Origin of the sequence: Arthrobacter sp. Leaf337 (assembly GCF_001423745.1) — a bacterium.
In the GTDB taxonomy this organism is placed as follows: Bacteria; Actinomycetota; Actinomycetes; order Actinomycetales; family Micrococcaceae; genus Arthrobacter.
On record NZ_LMPC01000023.1, the window covers coordinates 120246 to 136380 of the forward strand.

Sequence of the window (16135 nt, forward strand, 5' to 3'; positions counted from 1 at the left end):
TCTATTGTTTACGGAGGAGCCGCCGGGGTGAGCTCGGCCCACACACCGGCGGCAGCCCGCTACCGTCGTTAATTCTACTTAGCGGGACTTGGCGGAAACGCCAGACTAGCTGTCCTTTTTGCCTTCGTCGTTGAGACGCTTCAGCGATTCTTCCGGCGTCTCGTTAACAGCATCGGTGCGAACGGCCTCGGGGCGGTTGACGGCGTCGGCGCGGTCGGCGTCGTGCCCGGTCAGGGAGGAGGCGTCGTCCGGAACCACGGTGGGCTCCTCGGGAGCAACAACCGGCTCGACGATCTTGGTGACGGCCTGGCGGTGCACGGTGGCCAGGTTGCCCGGGGACAGTTCGATGACGACCTTGTTTTCGTCATCATTGATGGAGACGATGCGTCCGAAGAGACCGAAGCTCGTCATGACCTCCACGCCCGGGGCGAACTGCGACTGAAGCGTTGCCTGCTGCTGCTGGGTCTTCTTGTTGCGGCGGAACATCATGAAGATGAAGACTCCGAGCATCACGAAGAGCAGGATGGTCATGATGTCGATGCCGCCGCCGGCCTGCGGCTGGGCCTGGGCAGTAATATGTCCGAACACAGGAAGTTTCCGTTCTGTACTTGCGTAGCTGATTTACAGCAACGTCGGCTTCGTTTCGGCCCACCCGGCAGAATAACCATGCCCAGCCAACGGCGGCCGGAGCCGCCCACAGAAACAAAGACCCGAACGTGCCGAGCGTCATACCAGTCTAAAGGGAAAGTCAGCCGGACGCTGCTATTGGCTGTTCGGCAGCCATCCTGCCACCGGCTCGACGCTGAGGTCGTCCGTTTCGAACAGTGCCAGCGCTTCCTGGCCGAACACCCCGTCCGGAACCGCGTAGCCCAGGTGGGTCCAGGCCGGTGCCATCGCGATCCTGCCCCGCGGCGTCCGCCCCAGGAGCCCCTCGCGGACAAGGTAGGGCTCGGCGACGGTCTCCACCGTTTCCGGCTCCTCGCCCACGGCGATGGCCAGTGTGGAAAGTCCCACCGGCCCGCCTCCGAACTTGGTGATCAGGGCTTCCAGGACGGACCGGTCCAGCCGGTCAAGGCCCCTCTTGTCCACTTCGTACATGTCCAGCGCAGCCGAGGCCGTCCGCGCATCGATTTGTTCAATGCCGTGGACGAGTGCCCAGTCGCGGACGCGGCGGAGCAGTCGGTTCGCAATTCGGGGTGTACCCCTGGACCTGCCCGCGATTTCGCTGAAGCCCGCCGAGTTGACCTTGAGGTCCAGCAGCCCGGCCGAACGCCTCAGGACGAGCTCCAGTTCCTCAACGGAATAGAACTCCAAGTGGCCGGTGAAGCCGAACCTGTCCCGCAGCGGTCCTGGCAGGAGGCCGGCACGGGTGGTGGCGCCTACGAGCGTAAACGGAGGCAGCTCGAGGGGAATTGCCGTCGCGCCCGCACCCTTTCCCACCACGATGTCCACGCGGAAGTCCTCCATGGCCATGTACAGCATTTCTTCTGCGGGCCGGGACATGCGGTGGATCTCATCCAGGAAAAGGACCTCCCCTTCCGACAGCGAGGAAAGGATGGCGGCAAGATCGCCGGCGTGCTGGATGGCCGGACCACTGCTGATCCGCAGCGGAGCATTCATTTCGGCGGCGATGATCATGGACAACGTGGTCTTGCCGAGGCCGGGGGGGCCGGACAGCAGGACGTGGTCGGCGCTGCGCCCGCGCATTCGCGATGCTTCCAGCACCAGCGACAGTTGCTTGCGGACACGGTGCTGGCCCACGAAGTCGTGCAGGTTCTTGGGCCGGAGGGCCGCCTCTATGACCCGCTCTTCCGGTTCCTCTCCCCCGCCAACCAGGGTGGGCTCAGCCACGGCTGCCTACCCGGTTGCCTGCGCGCGCGCCGTCCTGGCCAAGCCAGCGCAGCGTGGCCCGCAGGATTTCGGCCACCTGGCCGCCTGCTTCGAGTTCCGGAGAATCCGACAGTGCCTTGTCGATGCTGGCAGTGGCATCCTTTTCGGACCAGCCGAGGCTCGTCATTGCTGCCACCACCTGAGGCTTCCATGGCGCGGAAGCGGCTGCTGCGGGCGCTGCCGCCGAACCGGTACCGTGCGGCACGAGTTTCCCGGCGAGTTCCAGGACTATCCTGCCGGCGACCTTGGGTCCTATGCCGGGGACTTTGGTGAAGGCCTTGCCGTCGCCGGTGTGCGCCGCGACGCGGATTGCCTCGGGGTCGTGAACAGCCAGTACGGCCAGTGCAAGGCGCGGTCCGACGCCGCTCACGCTGAGCAGGACATCGAACACCTCGCGTTCGTCGTCGCTGGAGAAGCCGAACAGCGTCAGTGAGTCCTCACGGACGATAAGCGAGGTGTACAGCTTGCCCTCTTCACCGATGCGCAGCCCGCTGAGGGTCTGGGGTGTGGCATTTACGCTCATGCCGGCGCCGTTGAGATCGATCACGGCGGAGGACAACCCGACGTGCGCTACGGTTCCGCGGAGAAAACTGATCAAGGCCGGGCTCCTGGGTCTACAGCAAAATGCAGCCGGCTTGAAACCGGCTATCCGAACATATCTACGAATACCCTAGCAAGGAGCCCGGACATTCACCGTGCACGGCGCGCCTTGGCCTCCGCCTCTGCCCAGGCCCGCTGGGCAGGGGTCAGCGACTGGCTGCCTGGGCCGGTCGTTGCGATGGCAGCCCCGCTGCCGGCCCGCCACGCATGCGTGATGGCCAGCGCCAGAGCGTCGGCGGCGTCGGCCGGACGGGGCGGCGCGTCCAGGCGCAGGATTTTCGTGACCAGTTTGGTGACGGCGTCCTTGTTGGATGTTCCGCTCCCCGTCACTGCGGCTTTGACTTCCGACGGCGTGTGCAGGGCCACCGGGATACCGCGGCGTGCGGCGGCGGCAATCACCACGCCGGATGCCTGGGCGACGCCCATGACGGTGCTGACGTTCAGCTGGGAGAACACCCGTTCCACCGCGAGGACGTGCGGTTCATAGCGGTCCAGCCAATCGTCGATGGACGTGGCGATAAGGAGCAGCCGCTGGTCCAGGCTCTCCTCCGGCGAGGTTCCCACGACGCCGAACGCCACCAAGGTGGCGCGACGGTTCTTCTCCACGTCCACGACACCGATGCCGCAACGGGTGAGGCCCGGGTCGACTCCCAAAACGCGGAGGGTCAAGGCCGGGCCTCAGTTTTAGAGCAGGGCTGCCGAATCACTCGGCTTCCAGTGCGGCCTGCACTTCGTCGCTCAGGTCTGCGTTGCTGTAGACGTTCTGGACGTCGTCGAGCTCCTCCAGCGCGTCCACGAGCTTCATGAACTTCTTGGCGGCGTCGAGGTCCAGCGGCACCTCCATGGAAGGAACGAACTCTGCCTCATCGGTGTCGTAGTCGATCCCGGCGTCCTTGAGCGCGTCGCGGACAGCCTGGAGGTCCTTCGGGTCCGAGTGGATTTCGAAGGTGTCGCCGTTGTCCTTGACTTCTTCTGCACCGGCGTCGAGGACGGCCATCAGGACGTCGTCTTCGCTGAGCCCGTTCTTGGGCAGCGTAACGACGCCCTTGCGGGAGAAGAGGTAGCTGACGGAGCCAGGATCGGCGATGGTGCCGCCGTTGCGGGAAATGGCCAGCCGGACCTCGGAGGCAGCACGGTTCTTGTTGTCCGTGAGGCATTCGATCAGCAGCGCCGAACCCTGCGGGCCGCGGCATTCGTACATGATCTCCGTGTAGTCCACGACCTCGCCGGTGAGGCCGGCGCCGCGCTTGATGGCGCGGTCAATATTGTCGGCGGGGACCGAGGTCTTCTTGGCCTTCGTGACCGCGAGCTCCAGCCCGGGGTTGCCGGACAGGTCCGGGCCGCCCATCCGCGCCGCTACTTCGATGTTCTTGATCAGCTTGGCGAACGACTTTGCCCGGCGGCTATCAAGGATGGCCTTCTTGTGCTTGGTCGTCGCCCATTTGGAGTGGCCTGACATGCTTTACGCTTCTCCTCTGATCATTCGAATAAACAGTTCGTGCACGCGCTTCTCCCCCGTCACTTCCGGGTGGAAGGAGGTGGCCAGCAGGTGGCCGGAACGCACTGCAACAATTCTAGCCGTCCCCTGCAGGGCAGCCGCATGCGAAGCATGCGCCGGATCCGCGGGTTCCACCTGTGCCAGGACCTCCACGCCGGGGCCCACCCGCTCCACCCACGGACCGCGGATGAACACCGCGTGCACCGGAGCGACACCGGCGCCCGTGTCACTGAACTCAAGCCCCTTGAATTCGAGGTCGGTCTCAAACGATTCCCGCTGGCGGCCGAACGCGTTGCGGCGGACCGTGATGTCCAGGCCGCCGAACGTCTGCTGCGGATTGCCCGCCAGGTCGGTGGCGGGGTCCGCGATTTCGTCGGCGAGCAGGATCATGCCGGCGCAGGAGCCGTAGACGGGCAGGCCGTCGGCGATGAGCTTGCGCAAGGGGTCGGCGAGTTCAAAGGCCCGGGCGAGCTTGTCGATCGTGGTGGATTCGCCGCCGGGAATGATCAGGCCGTCGATGCCGTCAAGTTCGGATGGCCGCCGGATTCCGACGCCGGTGGCGCCGGTTGCTTCTGCCGCACGCAGGTGCTCCCGGAAGTCGCCCTGGAGCGCCAGGACACCGATTCGCAGGCCTGCGCCCGCGCGGGAATAGTCCGTGGAAGGGGGTTTGGTCATCCAATCAGCATAGTGCTCCCCATGGCCGGAGGCTTGCCGCACCCGGCCGGCCGGCCGGGTTCCATGCCGTGACTGGGATATATTCAGAGCATGCTTTACTTCAGCGTTCCGCTCGGCAAGCTCGTCCGCCGGGTTTCCCGGCTCAGGGGCGGAGGCTCTGCCCTCCCCGGCCTCGTAGTGGAGAAAATCGACCCCGGTTTCATGCAGCGGACGCTGTCCACGCTGCCCCTGGGTGTAGCCGTGGTCAGCGGGACGAACGGCAAGACCACCACCACCAAAATGGTGGTCGAGCTGCTGGAGAGCCAGGGGCTGAAGGTCTTCACGAACCGCACCGGAAGCAACTTTACGCGCGGAGTCGCCGCAGCCTTGCTGGGCGACGTGGACTGGCGGGGCCGGCTCGACGCGGACATCGCGGTGCTGGAACTGGATGAGGCGCACGCAGTGCACTTCGTCAACAGGGTTCCGCCGCGCTACAGCCTGTTGCTCAACGTGCTCCGTGACCAGCTGGACCGCTTCGGCGAGATCGACAAAACCGCCCAGCTCCTGCAGCACATCGCCTCCAAAACCACGGGAACGGTCGTCCTGAACCGGGAGGATCCGCGCGTCGCCCGCATTGCGGACACCCTGGACGGACCCGAGGTCCGCTATTTCGGCCTCGACGATTCCCTGCTCAGCACGTTCCCGAACGACGACGACCTCCGCGCCGGGCCCGGCAGCCCGGTGCCGGCGCTCCCCGCAAAGCCGCACGCCGACGTCGTGCTGCGCCGGGTGGGCACCGATGACGCCGATTTTGAGTACGACGGCGCCACGGTCACCACCGGGATGAAGCTCCGCGGCGTCTACAACATCTTCAACGCTGCAGCCGCGCTTGTCCTGGCACGCTGCATCGCCGGGAACGGCGCCGCGCCGACGGATCATGACGGCTTGCTCAAGGCCCTGTCCGAGGTTGCGCCCGCCTTCGGCCGCGGCGAGAGCCTGGTGGTTGACGGGCTGCCGCTGGACCTGGTGCTGGTCAAGAACCCCAGCGGCTTCCGGCTGGGCCTGAAGTCTTTCCCGGCCGGCGGCTACGCCACGATGGTGGCCATCAATGACAACTACGCCGACGGCCGCGACATGTCCTGGCTTTGGGACGTGGAGTTTGATTCCCTGCGTGAAGGCGGCGTGGACCAGTTGTCCGGTTCCCGGGCCTACGACATGGCCCTCCGGCTGCAGTACGACGAGGTGGCAATCGGCGCGGTGAACCCGGAGATCGCGCCGGCACTTGCCGCATTCATCCAGGGTGCCAAAGACAAGCCCAAGCGCATTTTCTGCACCTACACGGCAATGCTGGCCATCCGCCGCGAGCTGTCCAAAATCACCACAGTGGAGGTGGTCTCATGAGCCCGGCGTCCGAAGAAAGCAAGGGAACCATCCGGGTCCTGCAGCTTTACCCCCGCGACATGAACATCTACGGTGACTGGGGCAACGCCCTGGTCCTCCAGCAGCGCCTCCGCTGGCACGGGTACACCCCGGAACTTCTCGAATACAACGTCGGCGACGACTTTCCGTCCGACGTGGACCTGATCGTGGGCGGCGGCGGGCAGGACAGCGGACAGTTGGTGATCCAGGACGACCTGCTCTCCCGTGAATCGACGCTCAAGGAGCTGGCCGAAGGCGGAACGCCCATGCTGCTGATCTGCGGGCTCTACCAGCTTTTCGGACGGTTCTTCAAGACCCGCACGGGATCGGTCATTCCGGGCATCGGCGTGCTGGACGTCGAGACGCACGGCACCGACGAACGCCTGATCGGCAATGTCACGGTGTCCTCTCCCGAGTTCGGGGACATCCTGGGCTACGAAAACCACAGCGGCCAGACGACGCTGGGCCCAGGTGTCCAGCCGCTGGGCACCACCCCCAAGGGCACCGGCAACAACAGCAGCGACGGGAAGGAAGGGGCGCGCTACCGGAATATCGTGGCGAGCTACCTCCACGGATCACTCCTGCCGAAGAACCCGGCCATTGCCGACTTCCTGATCCGCACCGCCGTCGAGCGCAAGTACGGAAGCTTCAGCGCCGGCGCGCCGGACGACCGCTACGCCGTGCTGGCGCGGGAACACGCTGCCCGGCGGCCCCGCTAGAACCCTACGGTTCTTCCACGCACCTGCAACGACCTACCGGTGACGCTTTGTGACCGGCCGGACAACGGACCGTGGGAAACTGGTCCCATGGACACTGCAGCCGCCAGCCTCCCGGAACACCTCCGCCACCCGTCCGGCCCGCGCGATCCTGGCGATGCCTGGGTCGAAGGCGCAGTGGGCAAATTCTGGGGCCGCTTCGGATCAGCCGGCCTACTGGTCCAGGATCCTGCCAAAGGCATCCTGTTGCAACACCGGGCCGCGTGGAGTCACCATGGCGGAACCTGGGGCCTGCCCGGCGGTGCCCTCCACCACGGCGAAGACGCCATCACGGGTGCCCTGCGCGAAGCCCACGAAGAAGCCGCCGTGCCCCCGGAGAACGTCCGCGTGCTGTTCACGTCCGTGTTCGACGTCGGGTACTGGTCCTACACCACGGTGGCCGTCCGCGTCGTTGAATCCTTCGACCCGGCCATCAACGATGCAGAGAGCATTGAGCTGAAGTGGGTTCCGGCAGGTTCCGTTCAAGACAGGGACCTGCACCCGGCGTTCGCAACGGCCTGGCCGGACCTCTGGCGGCGGCTGCAGCGGGACCACCGCTGATTCCTCAGGCGGATTCCCCTGACGGATTTCTCTGAAGGCGTAGCAGCAGCCGGACTACCCCCGGGTGCCGAACCGTTGACATAGGTAAGAATCTTGTCAGGAGGTGCACCATGGAGGCAGTCAGCAGCGGATTCAACGGAGCGAACGCTACCGAAGACCCCCTGGATTCCTATTCCGCCACGGTTATCCGCGTGGCCGAAACCGTCACCCCGCACGTGGCCGCCGTCGAAATGACCGGCAATGGGCGCAACGGCCGGTACCGCGCGGGCGCAGGCTCGGCAGTCCTGTTCACGTCCGACGGCTACCTGGTGACCAACGCCCACGTGGTGGGCTCGGCGGGAACGGGCCACGCGGTCTTTGCCGACGGCACCCGGACGGCCGTGGAAGTGGTGGGCGCCGATCCCCTGTCCGACCTCGCTATCGTCCACGGCAAGGCACCGATTGCCCAGCCGGCCGAATTCGGCGACGCCGAACTACTCAAGGTCGGTCAACTGGTGATCGCTGTGGGCAACCCGCTCGGGCTTTCTGGCTCCGTGACGGCGGGTGTCGTCAGCGGCCTGGGACGTTCCATACCGGTGTGGTCCGGACGCAACCGCCGCGTGATCGAGGACGTCATCCAGACCGATGCCGCGCTAAATCCCGGCAGCTCCGGAGGGGCACTGGCAGACGCCCGCGGCCGGATCGTGGGCATCAACACGGCCGTCGCCGGAGCGGGACTAGGGCTCGCGGTTCCGATCAATGCCACCTCGCGGCGGATCATCGCCTCGCTCCTCTCGGACGGACGGGTCCGGCGCGCCTACCTCGGACTGGTGAACACCCCGGTGCAACTTCCGGTGAGCTCGGTGGTCCGGACCGGTCACCGTGATGGACTCCTGGTGGTGGAAGTCCTTCCGGGATCGCCTGCCGACCGTGCAGGCCTCCGCGCCGGGGACGTGCTGCTAAGTGTCGGCCGGAAGTCAGTTTCGAACGCGGAGAGCCTCCAGAAGTTGCTCTTCTCAGAGGCCATCGGGGCGCCGTTGGACATTTCGGCACTCCGGGACGGAACGGAACTGCATGTAGTGGCCGTCCCGGAAGAAATGACCGACAAGGGCTAGTCCGAAACAATGGGGGCTCGGCGACGGTCATATTCCCGTCCCGCTGGCAGTGTCGCATCGCACGAAACACGGATGCCGCAGGGGGCGTTAGAGGTGCGTCCCAGCAAGAAGGCAGTGCTATTTGCGCAAAAAATAACCCATTGCGCCTATTCTGATTTCGGCCATCGCGCTATCGTTGTTGGTGAACAAGCCCCCCAATCACACAGACGTGGCGGACGGGTTTTGTTCCAGCACTACAGCCCGGCCGCCGGATTAGAGTTGCCGGAGCCGGGATTGTGGATATTGGGGTAGGCACGGGGGGTGCCCTCATATCGTTCTCCGTGCGCTTATCACACGCACCGTGGGGCACGGAGGTTCCCAAATGCGGCTGGGGCTCTGCGCCGCCGCTTGAATCAGTCACTGCAAAAATGGGGCAATGCGCCGATTCACGGAACGTATCGCCGCTTAAATTTGGGGCCATCAACCGCAGACAACGTCCGACTGGAATCCTATCCGGCGCCGCCATCAGCGTGGCGCGCTGGAACCCACACTGATCGACTATGGGCGATTCCGCATGCCCGCCGTCTGCGGCCTACACCTGGGAATGAACCACAAGATAGGAAGATCTCATGAAGAGGTCAATGGGATTGCTCGCATCCACCCTGCTGGCCGCAGGACTCGGTGTTGGGGGTACGGCAATGGCTGCCGGACCTGCCGCAGCGGATACGGGACTGAAGTCCGTCACGATTTCGGCTGAGAACTACCAGGGTTACACGGACCACTACAACCGTGACCGGGACCGCGACCGCGATCGTGACCGCGACCACCGCAAGTGCTACAAGCATGGTCACTGGCACTACTACCACCATCACTGGTACTGGCACAGCGATTGTGACCGTGACCGCCGCCACGATCGGGATCATTACGATTACAACTAGGCGGCCAGCCGCCGCCTGACCAACCGGTCTGCAAGAACCGGTGCGAGGCGGCAGGGAGGGGCATCGCTCGCCGCGATGTCCCTCCCTTTACGCCCCTTTTCGCCCGCCTCGGGCAGTACGCCCTTCCCGTGCCGGCAATCCGATGCCAGAGTCAATCCATGAGCATATGGGATCCAGGTGATGACGGCGTCGTCGGTTTTCCCTCCGGCCGGCGAATCCGAGGCCGGCCACTTCGCCGGCCACTTCCACCGGGTCCCGACCCCGACTTCGCGGTCTACCTCCTGGGCAGGCGCCCGGCCCGGACCCCATGGGAACAACGGTGGGTGCGCTGGCCGGACTTCTGGTTGCCCCTCAACGAAGACGACGCCATGGATGCCCTGGGGGAAGCATGGGTGCGGGCAGAATCGGAGCGCGTTGAAATTGCCTGCCAGGGCGGCCACAGCAGGACCGGCACGGCCCTTGCCTGCATCGCCATCATGGACGGCGTCGCACCGGGACAGGCTGTGTCCTACGTCCGGCAGCACTACGGGCCGGCGGTGGAGACCCCCTGGCAGCACTGGTACGTCAGGCATGTTGCCCGCCGGATCAAGTGAGACGGATCGCGTGCGACGGATGACGTGAGACGCTGTCCGCCTTCAGACAGCCGCTTGAGGTTGGCGGACTGCCGGGCCTGCATCACCCAGTGCGAGGGTTCCAGGACCACGACGCTCCTGAGCGGCTGAAAGCCATCCCGGTTCGCGTTCCAGCGCCGCAATTTCCCACCAATGGCTGCCGTCGGGATCCGCCGCAATACGGCAGCCCGCAACACGGTTTTGACAGCCATAGGGGCTGCTATCGTCCCGGCCGGTGGGCGGCACAAAGTTGGGCCGTGCCACGGCTAACCAATCCCGCTGCGGCTGACTTCACGGTTTGTTGGAAAGGATCAGCTCCCGGGCACCCGCAGCGGCTGCGCCCATCGATTCCACGACGGTCCGGGTGCGCAGACGCGTCGCTGCATCGGCCTCCGCCCCGGCACACGGCCCCTGCGGCGCGTCGGCCGCCACGGAACACCACCGGTACGGATCGCGGACTATGACAGATGGCACCCAGGCAAGATCCGAGGCCGACCATTTCCCGGCCGGGTCCTGGCTGAACTGGGCCCGTACCAGCAGGCCCTCATTGTTTACCTGGTACCACGGGGACTGTTCCGTGACGCCATTGCCCAGCCCGTAAACAATCCACGTCCCTTTGTAGTTCTCAACGGGCAGAACCGAGTGCGTGTGGTGGCCGTAAATCATGCTGAACTCGCCGCTGTCCACCAGGGCATGGGCCGTGTCCTGCTGCTGGGCATTGGGGACGCCGGCGTACTCGTCACCGGCGTGCATGGTTCCGAGCACGATGTCCGCACCCAGCGCCCTCGCCTTCTTTGCCTTGGCGACCATGTCCCCGACGTCCAGCATGTCCACCTGCCAGGCGTACTCGGGATATTGCCCGTTTAGGCCATAGGTGGCTTCGATCACCGCAATTTTGGCAGCTTCCGTCTGCAGGATCAGGATCCCCTGCGATTCCGCCTCGGTCCGGTAGGACCCGGTGTGCTTCAGACCCGCTGCGTCCAGGGCGTCCAGTGTACGAACGAGGCCGCCGGTTCCCTGGTCGATGGTGTGGTTACTGGCGGTGGTGCAGGCCTGGTAGCCAACGTCCTTGGCTGCCGCGGCGATCTGAGGCGGCACGTTGAAGGACGGATAGGCCGAGAAGGGACCGTCTGGGTCCGCGACCGGAGTTTCTTGATGGCAGATGGCGAGATCGCTTTCCCCAATGTACGCCCGCTGGCCCTCGAGCAGCGGGGTGAAGTCCAGGCCCGGCTTTCCGAGGGCAGCGGCGTCGGCGCGTGCCTGGTCCCACAGCTGGGCGTGCACCAGCATGTCCCCGGTCACCAGGACCGACGTGCACCGGACCGCAGCGCAGGCCGGGCCTTTGCCCGGCGTGGGTTCCGGCGTGGGTTCCGCAGAGGGGGCCGGCACCTCCGGGACAGTTGACGACGGCGGTGCCACGGCCGTCGTCGTGCGTGCTGCGCCGGCCGGGCGCTGGCCGGTGCCCTGTTCGGCGATGACGCCGCACGACGTAAGGCTGAACAGCAGGACGGCCGCGGCGAACACCGTGGCTCCCCGTCCCCGGTGGATTTTCGGTACCATCCTCGCGAGTTCCCCCATAGGCGCCATCCTACGGCGGCCAGTCCCGGCAACCCGTCAAATCACCATTGAGAACCGTCCAGTTACATGAAAGTGTTGCTTCATGACCAACCCCCTCCTGACTCCCAGTCCTTTGCCGTTTGGGCTCCCCCCGTTTGCCGAGATCGACGAGGCCGACTATTCCGAAGCGGTCCGGTCCGGCCTGGCGGAACACCTGGCTGAAATTCAGGCCATTGTGGACAACACCGAACCTGCCGCCTTCGAGAACACGGTCCTGGCGATGGAACGCTCCGGGCAGCTCCTCCAGCGCGCCGCCGCTTCGTTTTTCACCCTGGTCTCGGCGGATGCCTCGGACGGCATCCGCGCCCTTGAGACCGAGCTGTCCCCGGAGTTTTCCGCCCATCAGGATGCCGTTTACATGAACCGGCGGCTCTTCGACCGGTTCGCCGCCGTGGACACTGCCGGGCTCGATGATGAATCAGCCAGGCTCGTGGAGGAGTACCTCAAGGAGTTCCGCCAGTCCGGCATCCAGCTCGATGATTCCGGCCAGGACCGGCTCAGGGCGGTGAACGCGGAGCTGTCCCGGCTGGGCACCGAATTCGGGCAGCGCGTCAAGGAAGCCATGAAGACTTCGGCCCTGCTGCTCGACGATGCCGCAGAGCTGGCCGGGCTGCCGGCGGACGACGTCGCCAGCGCCGCCGAGGCAGCACGCGAGGCTGGTCACGACGGGAAATACCTGCTCACGCTCATCCAGCCGAGCAATCAGCCGGCCATGGCATCCTTGGAAGACCGCGACGTCCGGCGCCGCCTCTACCAGGCGTCGATCAGCCGCGGAAGCAGCGGCGGCAGCCTCGACGTCCTGGATCTGGTGAAGTCCATGGTTGCCCTCCGCGCCGAGAAGGCCCGGCTTTTGGGGTTCGCCAACTATGCCGAGCTCACCGTGGACCGGCAGACGGCCCCCGATTTCGCAGCTGTACAGTCCATGATGAACCGTCTGGCGCCCGCCGCGGTACGGAATGCCGACGCCGAGGCGGCCGCCCTTGCAGAGGTGGCAGGCCATCCGCTCGAGGCCTGGGACTGGGCGTACTATTCCGCGAAAGTGCGGCGGGAGCGGTACAGCGTGGACGAGCAGGCCCTACGCCCGTACTTCGAACTGGACCGGGTCCTTCATGACGGTGTCTTCTTCGCCGCGACTTCCCTCTACGGTGTCACCTTCCACGAGCGGCCCGACCTCAAGGGCTACCACCCCGACGTCCGGGTCTGGGAGGTCCGCAACGAGGACGGCTCCGAACTGGGCCTCTTCCTGGGCGACTACTATGCACGCGAATCCAAACGCGGCGGCGCCTGGATGAATTCGCTGGTGGATCAGTCCGCGCTGCTGGGTACGAAGCCGGTGGTGATCAACAACCTGAACATTTCCAAGCCTCCGGCGGGCGAGCCCACGCTCCTGACCCTGGACGAGCTCCGGACCGCGTTCCACGAATTCGGCCATGCCCTGCATGGACTGTTTTCCAACGTGACCTTCCCCCGGTTCTCCGGTACCGCCGTTCCACGCGATTTTGTGGAATACCCCTCGCAGGTCAACGAAATGTGGATCATGTGGCCTGAGGTGCTGGCCAATTATGCCCGCCACCATGTGACCGGCGAGCCCCTTGCCCAGGACATCGTGGACAAGCTCAACGAATCGCAGCTGTGGGGCGAAGGGTTCGGCACCACGGAGTACCTGGGCGCGGCGCTCCTCGACCTCGCCTGGCATGTGCTGGACGAATCCGGGGTCCCGGCGGATGTCCTGGCGTTCGAAGCCAAGGCCCTCGCGGCGGCCGGGGTGGCCCACAACCTGATTCCGCCGCGGTACCGGACCGGCTATTTCCAGCACATCTTCGCCGGCGACGGCTATGCCGCAGGCTATTACTCCTACATCTGGAGCGAGGTGCTGGATGCGGACACGGTGGAGTGGTTCAAGGAAAACGGCGGACTCAGCCGGGCCAACGGCGACTTCTTCCGCAATGAACTGCTCTCCCGCGGCAACAGCCGCGAACCGCTGGACTCGTTCCGCTCCTTCCGCGGCCGCGACGCGAGGCTGGAGCCGCTGCTGAAGCGCCGCGGGCTTGAGTAATCCCCTTCCCCTCCCCAACTGACTCGCACTTAACGTCGTGAAAAGCGCGTTTCAGGACGTTAAATGCGAGTCAGTTGAGTTAACAAACGACGCCGGGCGGTCACCAACAAGGTGACCGCCCGGCGTCGTACTGCTTGTGAAGCTGTTACCAGCCGCGCTCGGCGAGGCGGTGCGGCTGCGGGATCTCGTCCACGTTGATGCCCACCATGGCTTCACCCAGGCCGCGGGAGGCCTTGGCGATGACGTCGGGGTCATCGAAGAAGGTGGTGGCCTTCACGACGGCGGCGGCGCGCTGGGCCGGGTTGCCGGACTTGAAGATGCCGGAGCCGACGAACACGCCGTCAGCGCCGAGCTGCATCATCATCGCGGCGTCGGCCGGGGTGGCGATGCCGCCCGCGGTGAACAGCACCACGGGGAGCTTGCCTGCGGCAGCAACTTCCTTGACGAGTTCGTACGGGGCCTGCAGTTCCTTGGCCGCAACGTAGAGCTCGTCCTCGGGCAGGGCCGCGAGCTTGGCGATCTCGGAACGGATCTGGCGCATGTGGCCGGTGGCGTTGGAGACATCTCCGGTGCCGGCCTCGCCCTTGGACCGGATCATGGCCGCGCCCTCGTTGATGCGGCGCAGGGCCTCACCGAGGTTGGTGGCGCCACAGACGAAGGGAACCTTGAAGTTCCACTTGTCGATGTGGTTGACGTAGTCGGCCGGCGTCAGGACCTCGGACTCGTCGATGTAGTCCACGCCGAGGGACTGCAGGACCTGGGCTTCGACGAAGTGGCCGATCCGGGCCTTGGCCATGACCGGCACGGACACGGCTTCGATGATCTTGTCGATCATGTCCGGATCGGACATGCGGGACACGCCGCCCTGGGCCCGGATATCTGCCGGAACGCGTTCCAGCGCCATCACGGCCACGGCACCGGCGTCTTCGGCGATGCGGGCCTGTTCGACGTTGACGACGTCCATGATGACGCCGCCCTTGAGCATCTCGGCCATGCCGCGCTTGACGCGGTTGCTGCCCGTGACGCTGTTGGCGGACGAGCCGGCTTCGCTGCTTACATCAGGTGTAGACACAAAAACCCCTATGGGTAGCTAGATGTTACGTAGATCCGGTCTCTCGGTCCCGGCGCAGGCGGCAGCACAGACGGGAAGCCCACGCCGCGCGCACACCGGATTACCGGATCCAATGACCAGGTACAGCTAATACTAGTCCCACGCTGCGACGCTGCTGAATTCGGGTTACCCCGGCAGTCCCGTCTCTTCCAGCGACTGCCGGTGCACGGTGGCGATCCGCTGGACGACGGTCACCAGGCTGGCGGCAGCCAGGAGGGTCAGTGTCACCAGCAGGACCACACTGGGGAGCCCGAGCCCGGTGAATCCGGTGACCACCAGAACAGAAACCAGCCGCTCTGCGCGCTCGGCAATGCCCACGTTTGCGTGGAAGCCGAGAGCCTCGGCCTTGGCCCGCGCATAGGAGACCACCATGCCGAGCACCAGGCACACGACGGCGGCGATGGCGATCGCGCGGTCCGCGCCTCCCGTGAAGTACCAGATGGCAAGTCCGGCAAACAGGGCGCCGTCAGCAACCCGGTCCAGGGTGGAATCCAGGAAGTTGCCCCAGCGCCCGCCCCGCTCCTGCATGCGTGCCATGATGCCGTCAAGGACGTCGGAGAAAATGAAGGCCGTAATGAAGAGCGTCCCCCACCACAGCTGACCCAGCGGGTAGAACACCAGTGCGCCCACCACCACGCCTGCCGTTCCCACGATGGTGATGGCATCCGGCGAAACACCGATCTTCAGGAGCCAGCGGGCAAGCGGGGAGAACAGTGCGGTGAAAAACCCGCGGGCATGCCGGTTAAGCATGCTCGTCCTCCGGCCAGGCCTCGGCGACCTGCTGGCGGACTTCGCCGAGCGTCTGCGTGATTGCTTTTGTCTGGGCGATGATGGGGAAAAAGTTACCGTCCCCGCCCCAGCGCGGAACGACGTGCTGGTGCAGGTGGCCGGCGATCCCGGCCCCGCCCACCACGCCCTGGTTCATCCCGAGGTTGAAGCCCCCGGGGTTGGACACCTTGCGCAGGACCCGCATGGAGGTCTGGGTCAGCGCTGCGAATTCCGCGGTTTCCTCCACGGTCAGGTCCGTGTAATCGGGAACGTGCCGGTAAGGGCAGATCAGCAGGTGGCCCGGGTTGTAGGGAAAAAGGTTCAGGACCACGTATGCGGTGCGCCCGCGGTAGACAATCAGGGAGTCTTCGTCGCTGCGGGCAGGGGCCACGCAGAACGGGCAGTCATCCTCGTTCTTGAACTGGTGCTGCCCGCCCTTGATGTAGGCCATGCGGTGCGGGGTCCACAGGCGCTGGAAAGCGTCCGGAACTCCGGCCAGACCGAATTCATCGGTCACGTCGCCGTCGCCCGGATGTCCTCCGCCAGCGCCTGTGTTCTCCTGCACGTCGCCTGCCATTCCGCTT

General features: G+C 65.5%; 17 protein-coding genes. 7 read left to right on the forward strand and 10 right to left on the reverse strand.

The genetic code is table 11. The features are described from left to right. Positions 1-105: 105 nt before the first annotated feature. From yajC to pdxT, 6 genes are all read right to left on the reverse strand, one after another. Positions 106-531 carry a preprotein translocase subunit YajC gene (gene yajC / locus ASF98_RS15345; protein WP_055803716.1) on the reverse strand — a complete coding sequence of 142 codons (426 nt, stop codon included), beginning with the start codon at positions 529-531 and terminating at the stop codon, positions 106-108. 231 nt (positions 532-762) lie between these two features. Next, positions 763-1851, reverse strand: coding sequence for a Holliday junction branch migration DNA helicase RuvB (ruvB, locus tag ASF98_RS15350; RefSeq protein WP_055803321.1), 1089 nt, complete (start codon positions 1849-1851; stop codon positions 763-765). After that, a complete protein-coding gene (gene ruvA / locus ASF98_RS15355; RefSeq protein ID WP_055803324.1) occupies positions 1844-2488 on the reverse strand; it encodes a Holliday junction branch migration protein RuvA in 645 nt (214 codons plus the stop codon). Before ruvA ends, ruvB begins: the two co-directional genes overlap by 8 nt. Before the next feature lie 92 nt (positions 2489-2580). Beyond that, positions 2581-3159 carry a crossover junction endodeoxyribonuclease RuvC gene (gene ruvC, locus ASF98_RS15360; protein WP_055803326.1) on the reverse strand — a complete coding sequence of 193 codons (579 nt, stop codon included), beginning with the start codon at positions 3157-3159 and terminating at the stop codon, positions 2581-2583. Between the two features lie 34 nt (positions 3160-3193). Then, entirely contained in the window at positions 3194-3949 is a 756-nt protein-coding gene (locus ASF98_RS15365; RefSeq protein WP_055803328.1) for a YebC/PmpR family DNA-binding transcriptional regulator, read from the reverse strand. A gap of 3 nt (positions 3950-3952) precedes the next feature. Further along, positions 3953-4663 (reverse strand): pyridoxal 5'-phosphate synthase glutaminase subunit PdxT, encoded by a 711-nt coding sequence (pdxT, locus tag ASF98_RS15370; RefSeq protein ID WP_055803332.1) that lies wholly within the window; start codon positions 4661-4663, stop codon positions 3953-3955. Between the two features lie 90 nt (positions 4664-4753). Between pdxT and ASF98_RS15375 the strand changes: the two genes are divergently transcribed. From ASF98_RS15375 to ASF98_RS15400, 6 genes are all read left to right on the forward strand, one after another. Continuing rightward, on the forward strand, positions 4754-6043 hold the full coding sequence (locus ASF98_RS15375) for a Mur ligase family protein (protein ID WP_055803335.1): 1290 nt from the start codon (positions 4754-4756) through the stop codon (positions 6041-6043). Beyond that, the gene (locus ASF98_RS15380; RefSeq protein WP_055803338.1) at positions 6040-6780 is read left to right on the forward strand and encodes a type 1 glutamine amidotransferase; all 741 of its coding nucleotides are present in this window, start codon (positions 6040-6042) and stop codon (positions 6778-6780) included. The genes ASF98_RS15375 and ASF98_RS15380 overlap by 4 nt, the downstream gene beginning before the upstream one ends. An 87-nt stretch (positions 6781-6867) precedes the next feature. After that, entirely contained in the window at positions 6868-7377 is a 510-nt protein-coding gene (locus ASF98_RS15385; protein ID WP_055803340.1) for an NUDIX domain-containing protein, read from the forward strand. A gap of 110 nt (positions 7378-7487) precedes the next feature. Then, the gene (locus tag ASF98_RS15390; protein ID WP_055803343.1) at positions 7488-8471 is read left to right on the forward strand and encodes a S1C family serine protease; all 984 of its coding nucleotides are present in this window, start codon (positions 7488-7490) and stop codon (positions 8469-8471) included. A gap of 608 nt (positions 8472-9079) precedes the next feature. Then, a complete protein-coding gene (locus ASF98_RS15395) occupies positions 9080-9388 on the forward strand; it encodes a hypothetical protein (protein ID WP_156372429.1) in 309 nt (102 codons plus the stop codon). Positions 9389-9546: 158 nt separating this feature from the next. Then, positions 9547-9981: a protein-tyrosine phosphatase family protein gene (locus ASF98_RS15400; protein ID WP_055803348.1), complete on the forward strand. Its 435-nt coding sequence runs from the start codon at positions 9547-9549 to the stop codon at positions 9979-9981. 309 nt (positions 9982-10290) lie between these two features. Here ASF98_RS15400 and ASF98_RS15405 read toward each other — a convergent pair whose 3' ends face one another. Next, on the reverse strand, positions 10291-11577 hold the full coding sequence (locus ASF98_RS15405; RefSeq protein WP_235506038.1) for a CapA family protein: 1287 nt from the start codon (positions 11575-11577) through the stop codon (positions 10291-10293). Between the two features lie 82 nt (positions 11578-11659). On the opposite strand from ASF98_RS15405, the gene ASF98_RS15410 reads away from it, so the two are divergent. Further along, on the forward strand, positions 11660-13672 hold the full coding sequence (locus ASF98_RS15410) for a M3 family metallopeptidase (RefSeq protein ID WP_055803351.1): 2013 nt from the start codon (positions 11660-11662) through the stop codon (positions 13670-13672). 145 nt (positions 13673-13817) lie between these two features. Here ASF98_RS15410 and pdxS read toward each other — a convergent pair whose 3' ends face one another. The 3 genes from pdxS to ASF98_RS15425 form a co-directional block, all read right to left on the reverse strand. Continuing rightward, positions 13818-14744, reverse strand: a complete 927-nt coding sequence (gene pdxS / locus ASF98_RS15415; protein WP_011692158.1) for a pyridoxal 5'-phosphate synthase lyase subunit PdxS — start codon at positions 14742-14744, stop codon at positions 13818-13820. A gap of 165 nt (positions 14745-14909) precedes the next feature. After that, on the reverse strand, positions 14910-15533 hold the full coding sequence (pgsA, locus tag ASF98_RS15420) for a phosphatidylinositol phosphate synthase (protein WP_055803353.1): 624 nt from the start codon (positions 15531-15533) through the stop codon (positions 14910-14912). Then, complete coding sequence (locus ASF98_RS15425; RefSeq protein WP_055803721.1) at positions 15526-16116, reverse strand: HIT family protein; 591 nt, start codon at positions 16114-16116, stop codon at positions 15526-15528. Before ASF98_RS15425 ends, pgsA begins: the two co-directional genes overlap by 8 nt. Positions 16117-16135: the final 19 nt, after the last annotated feature.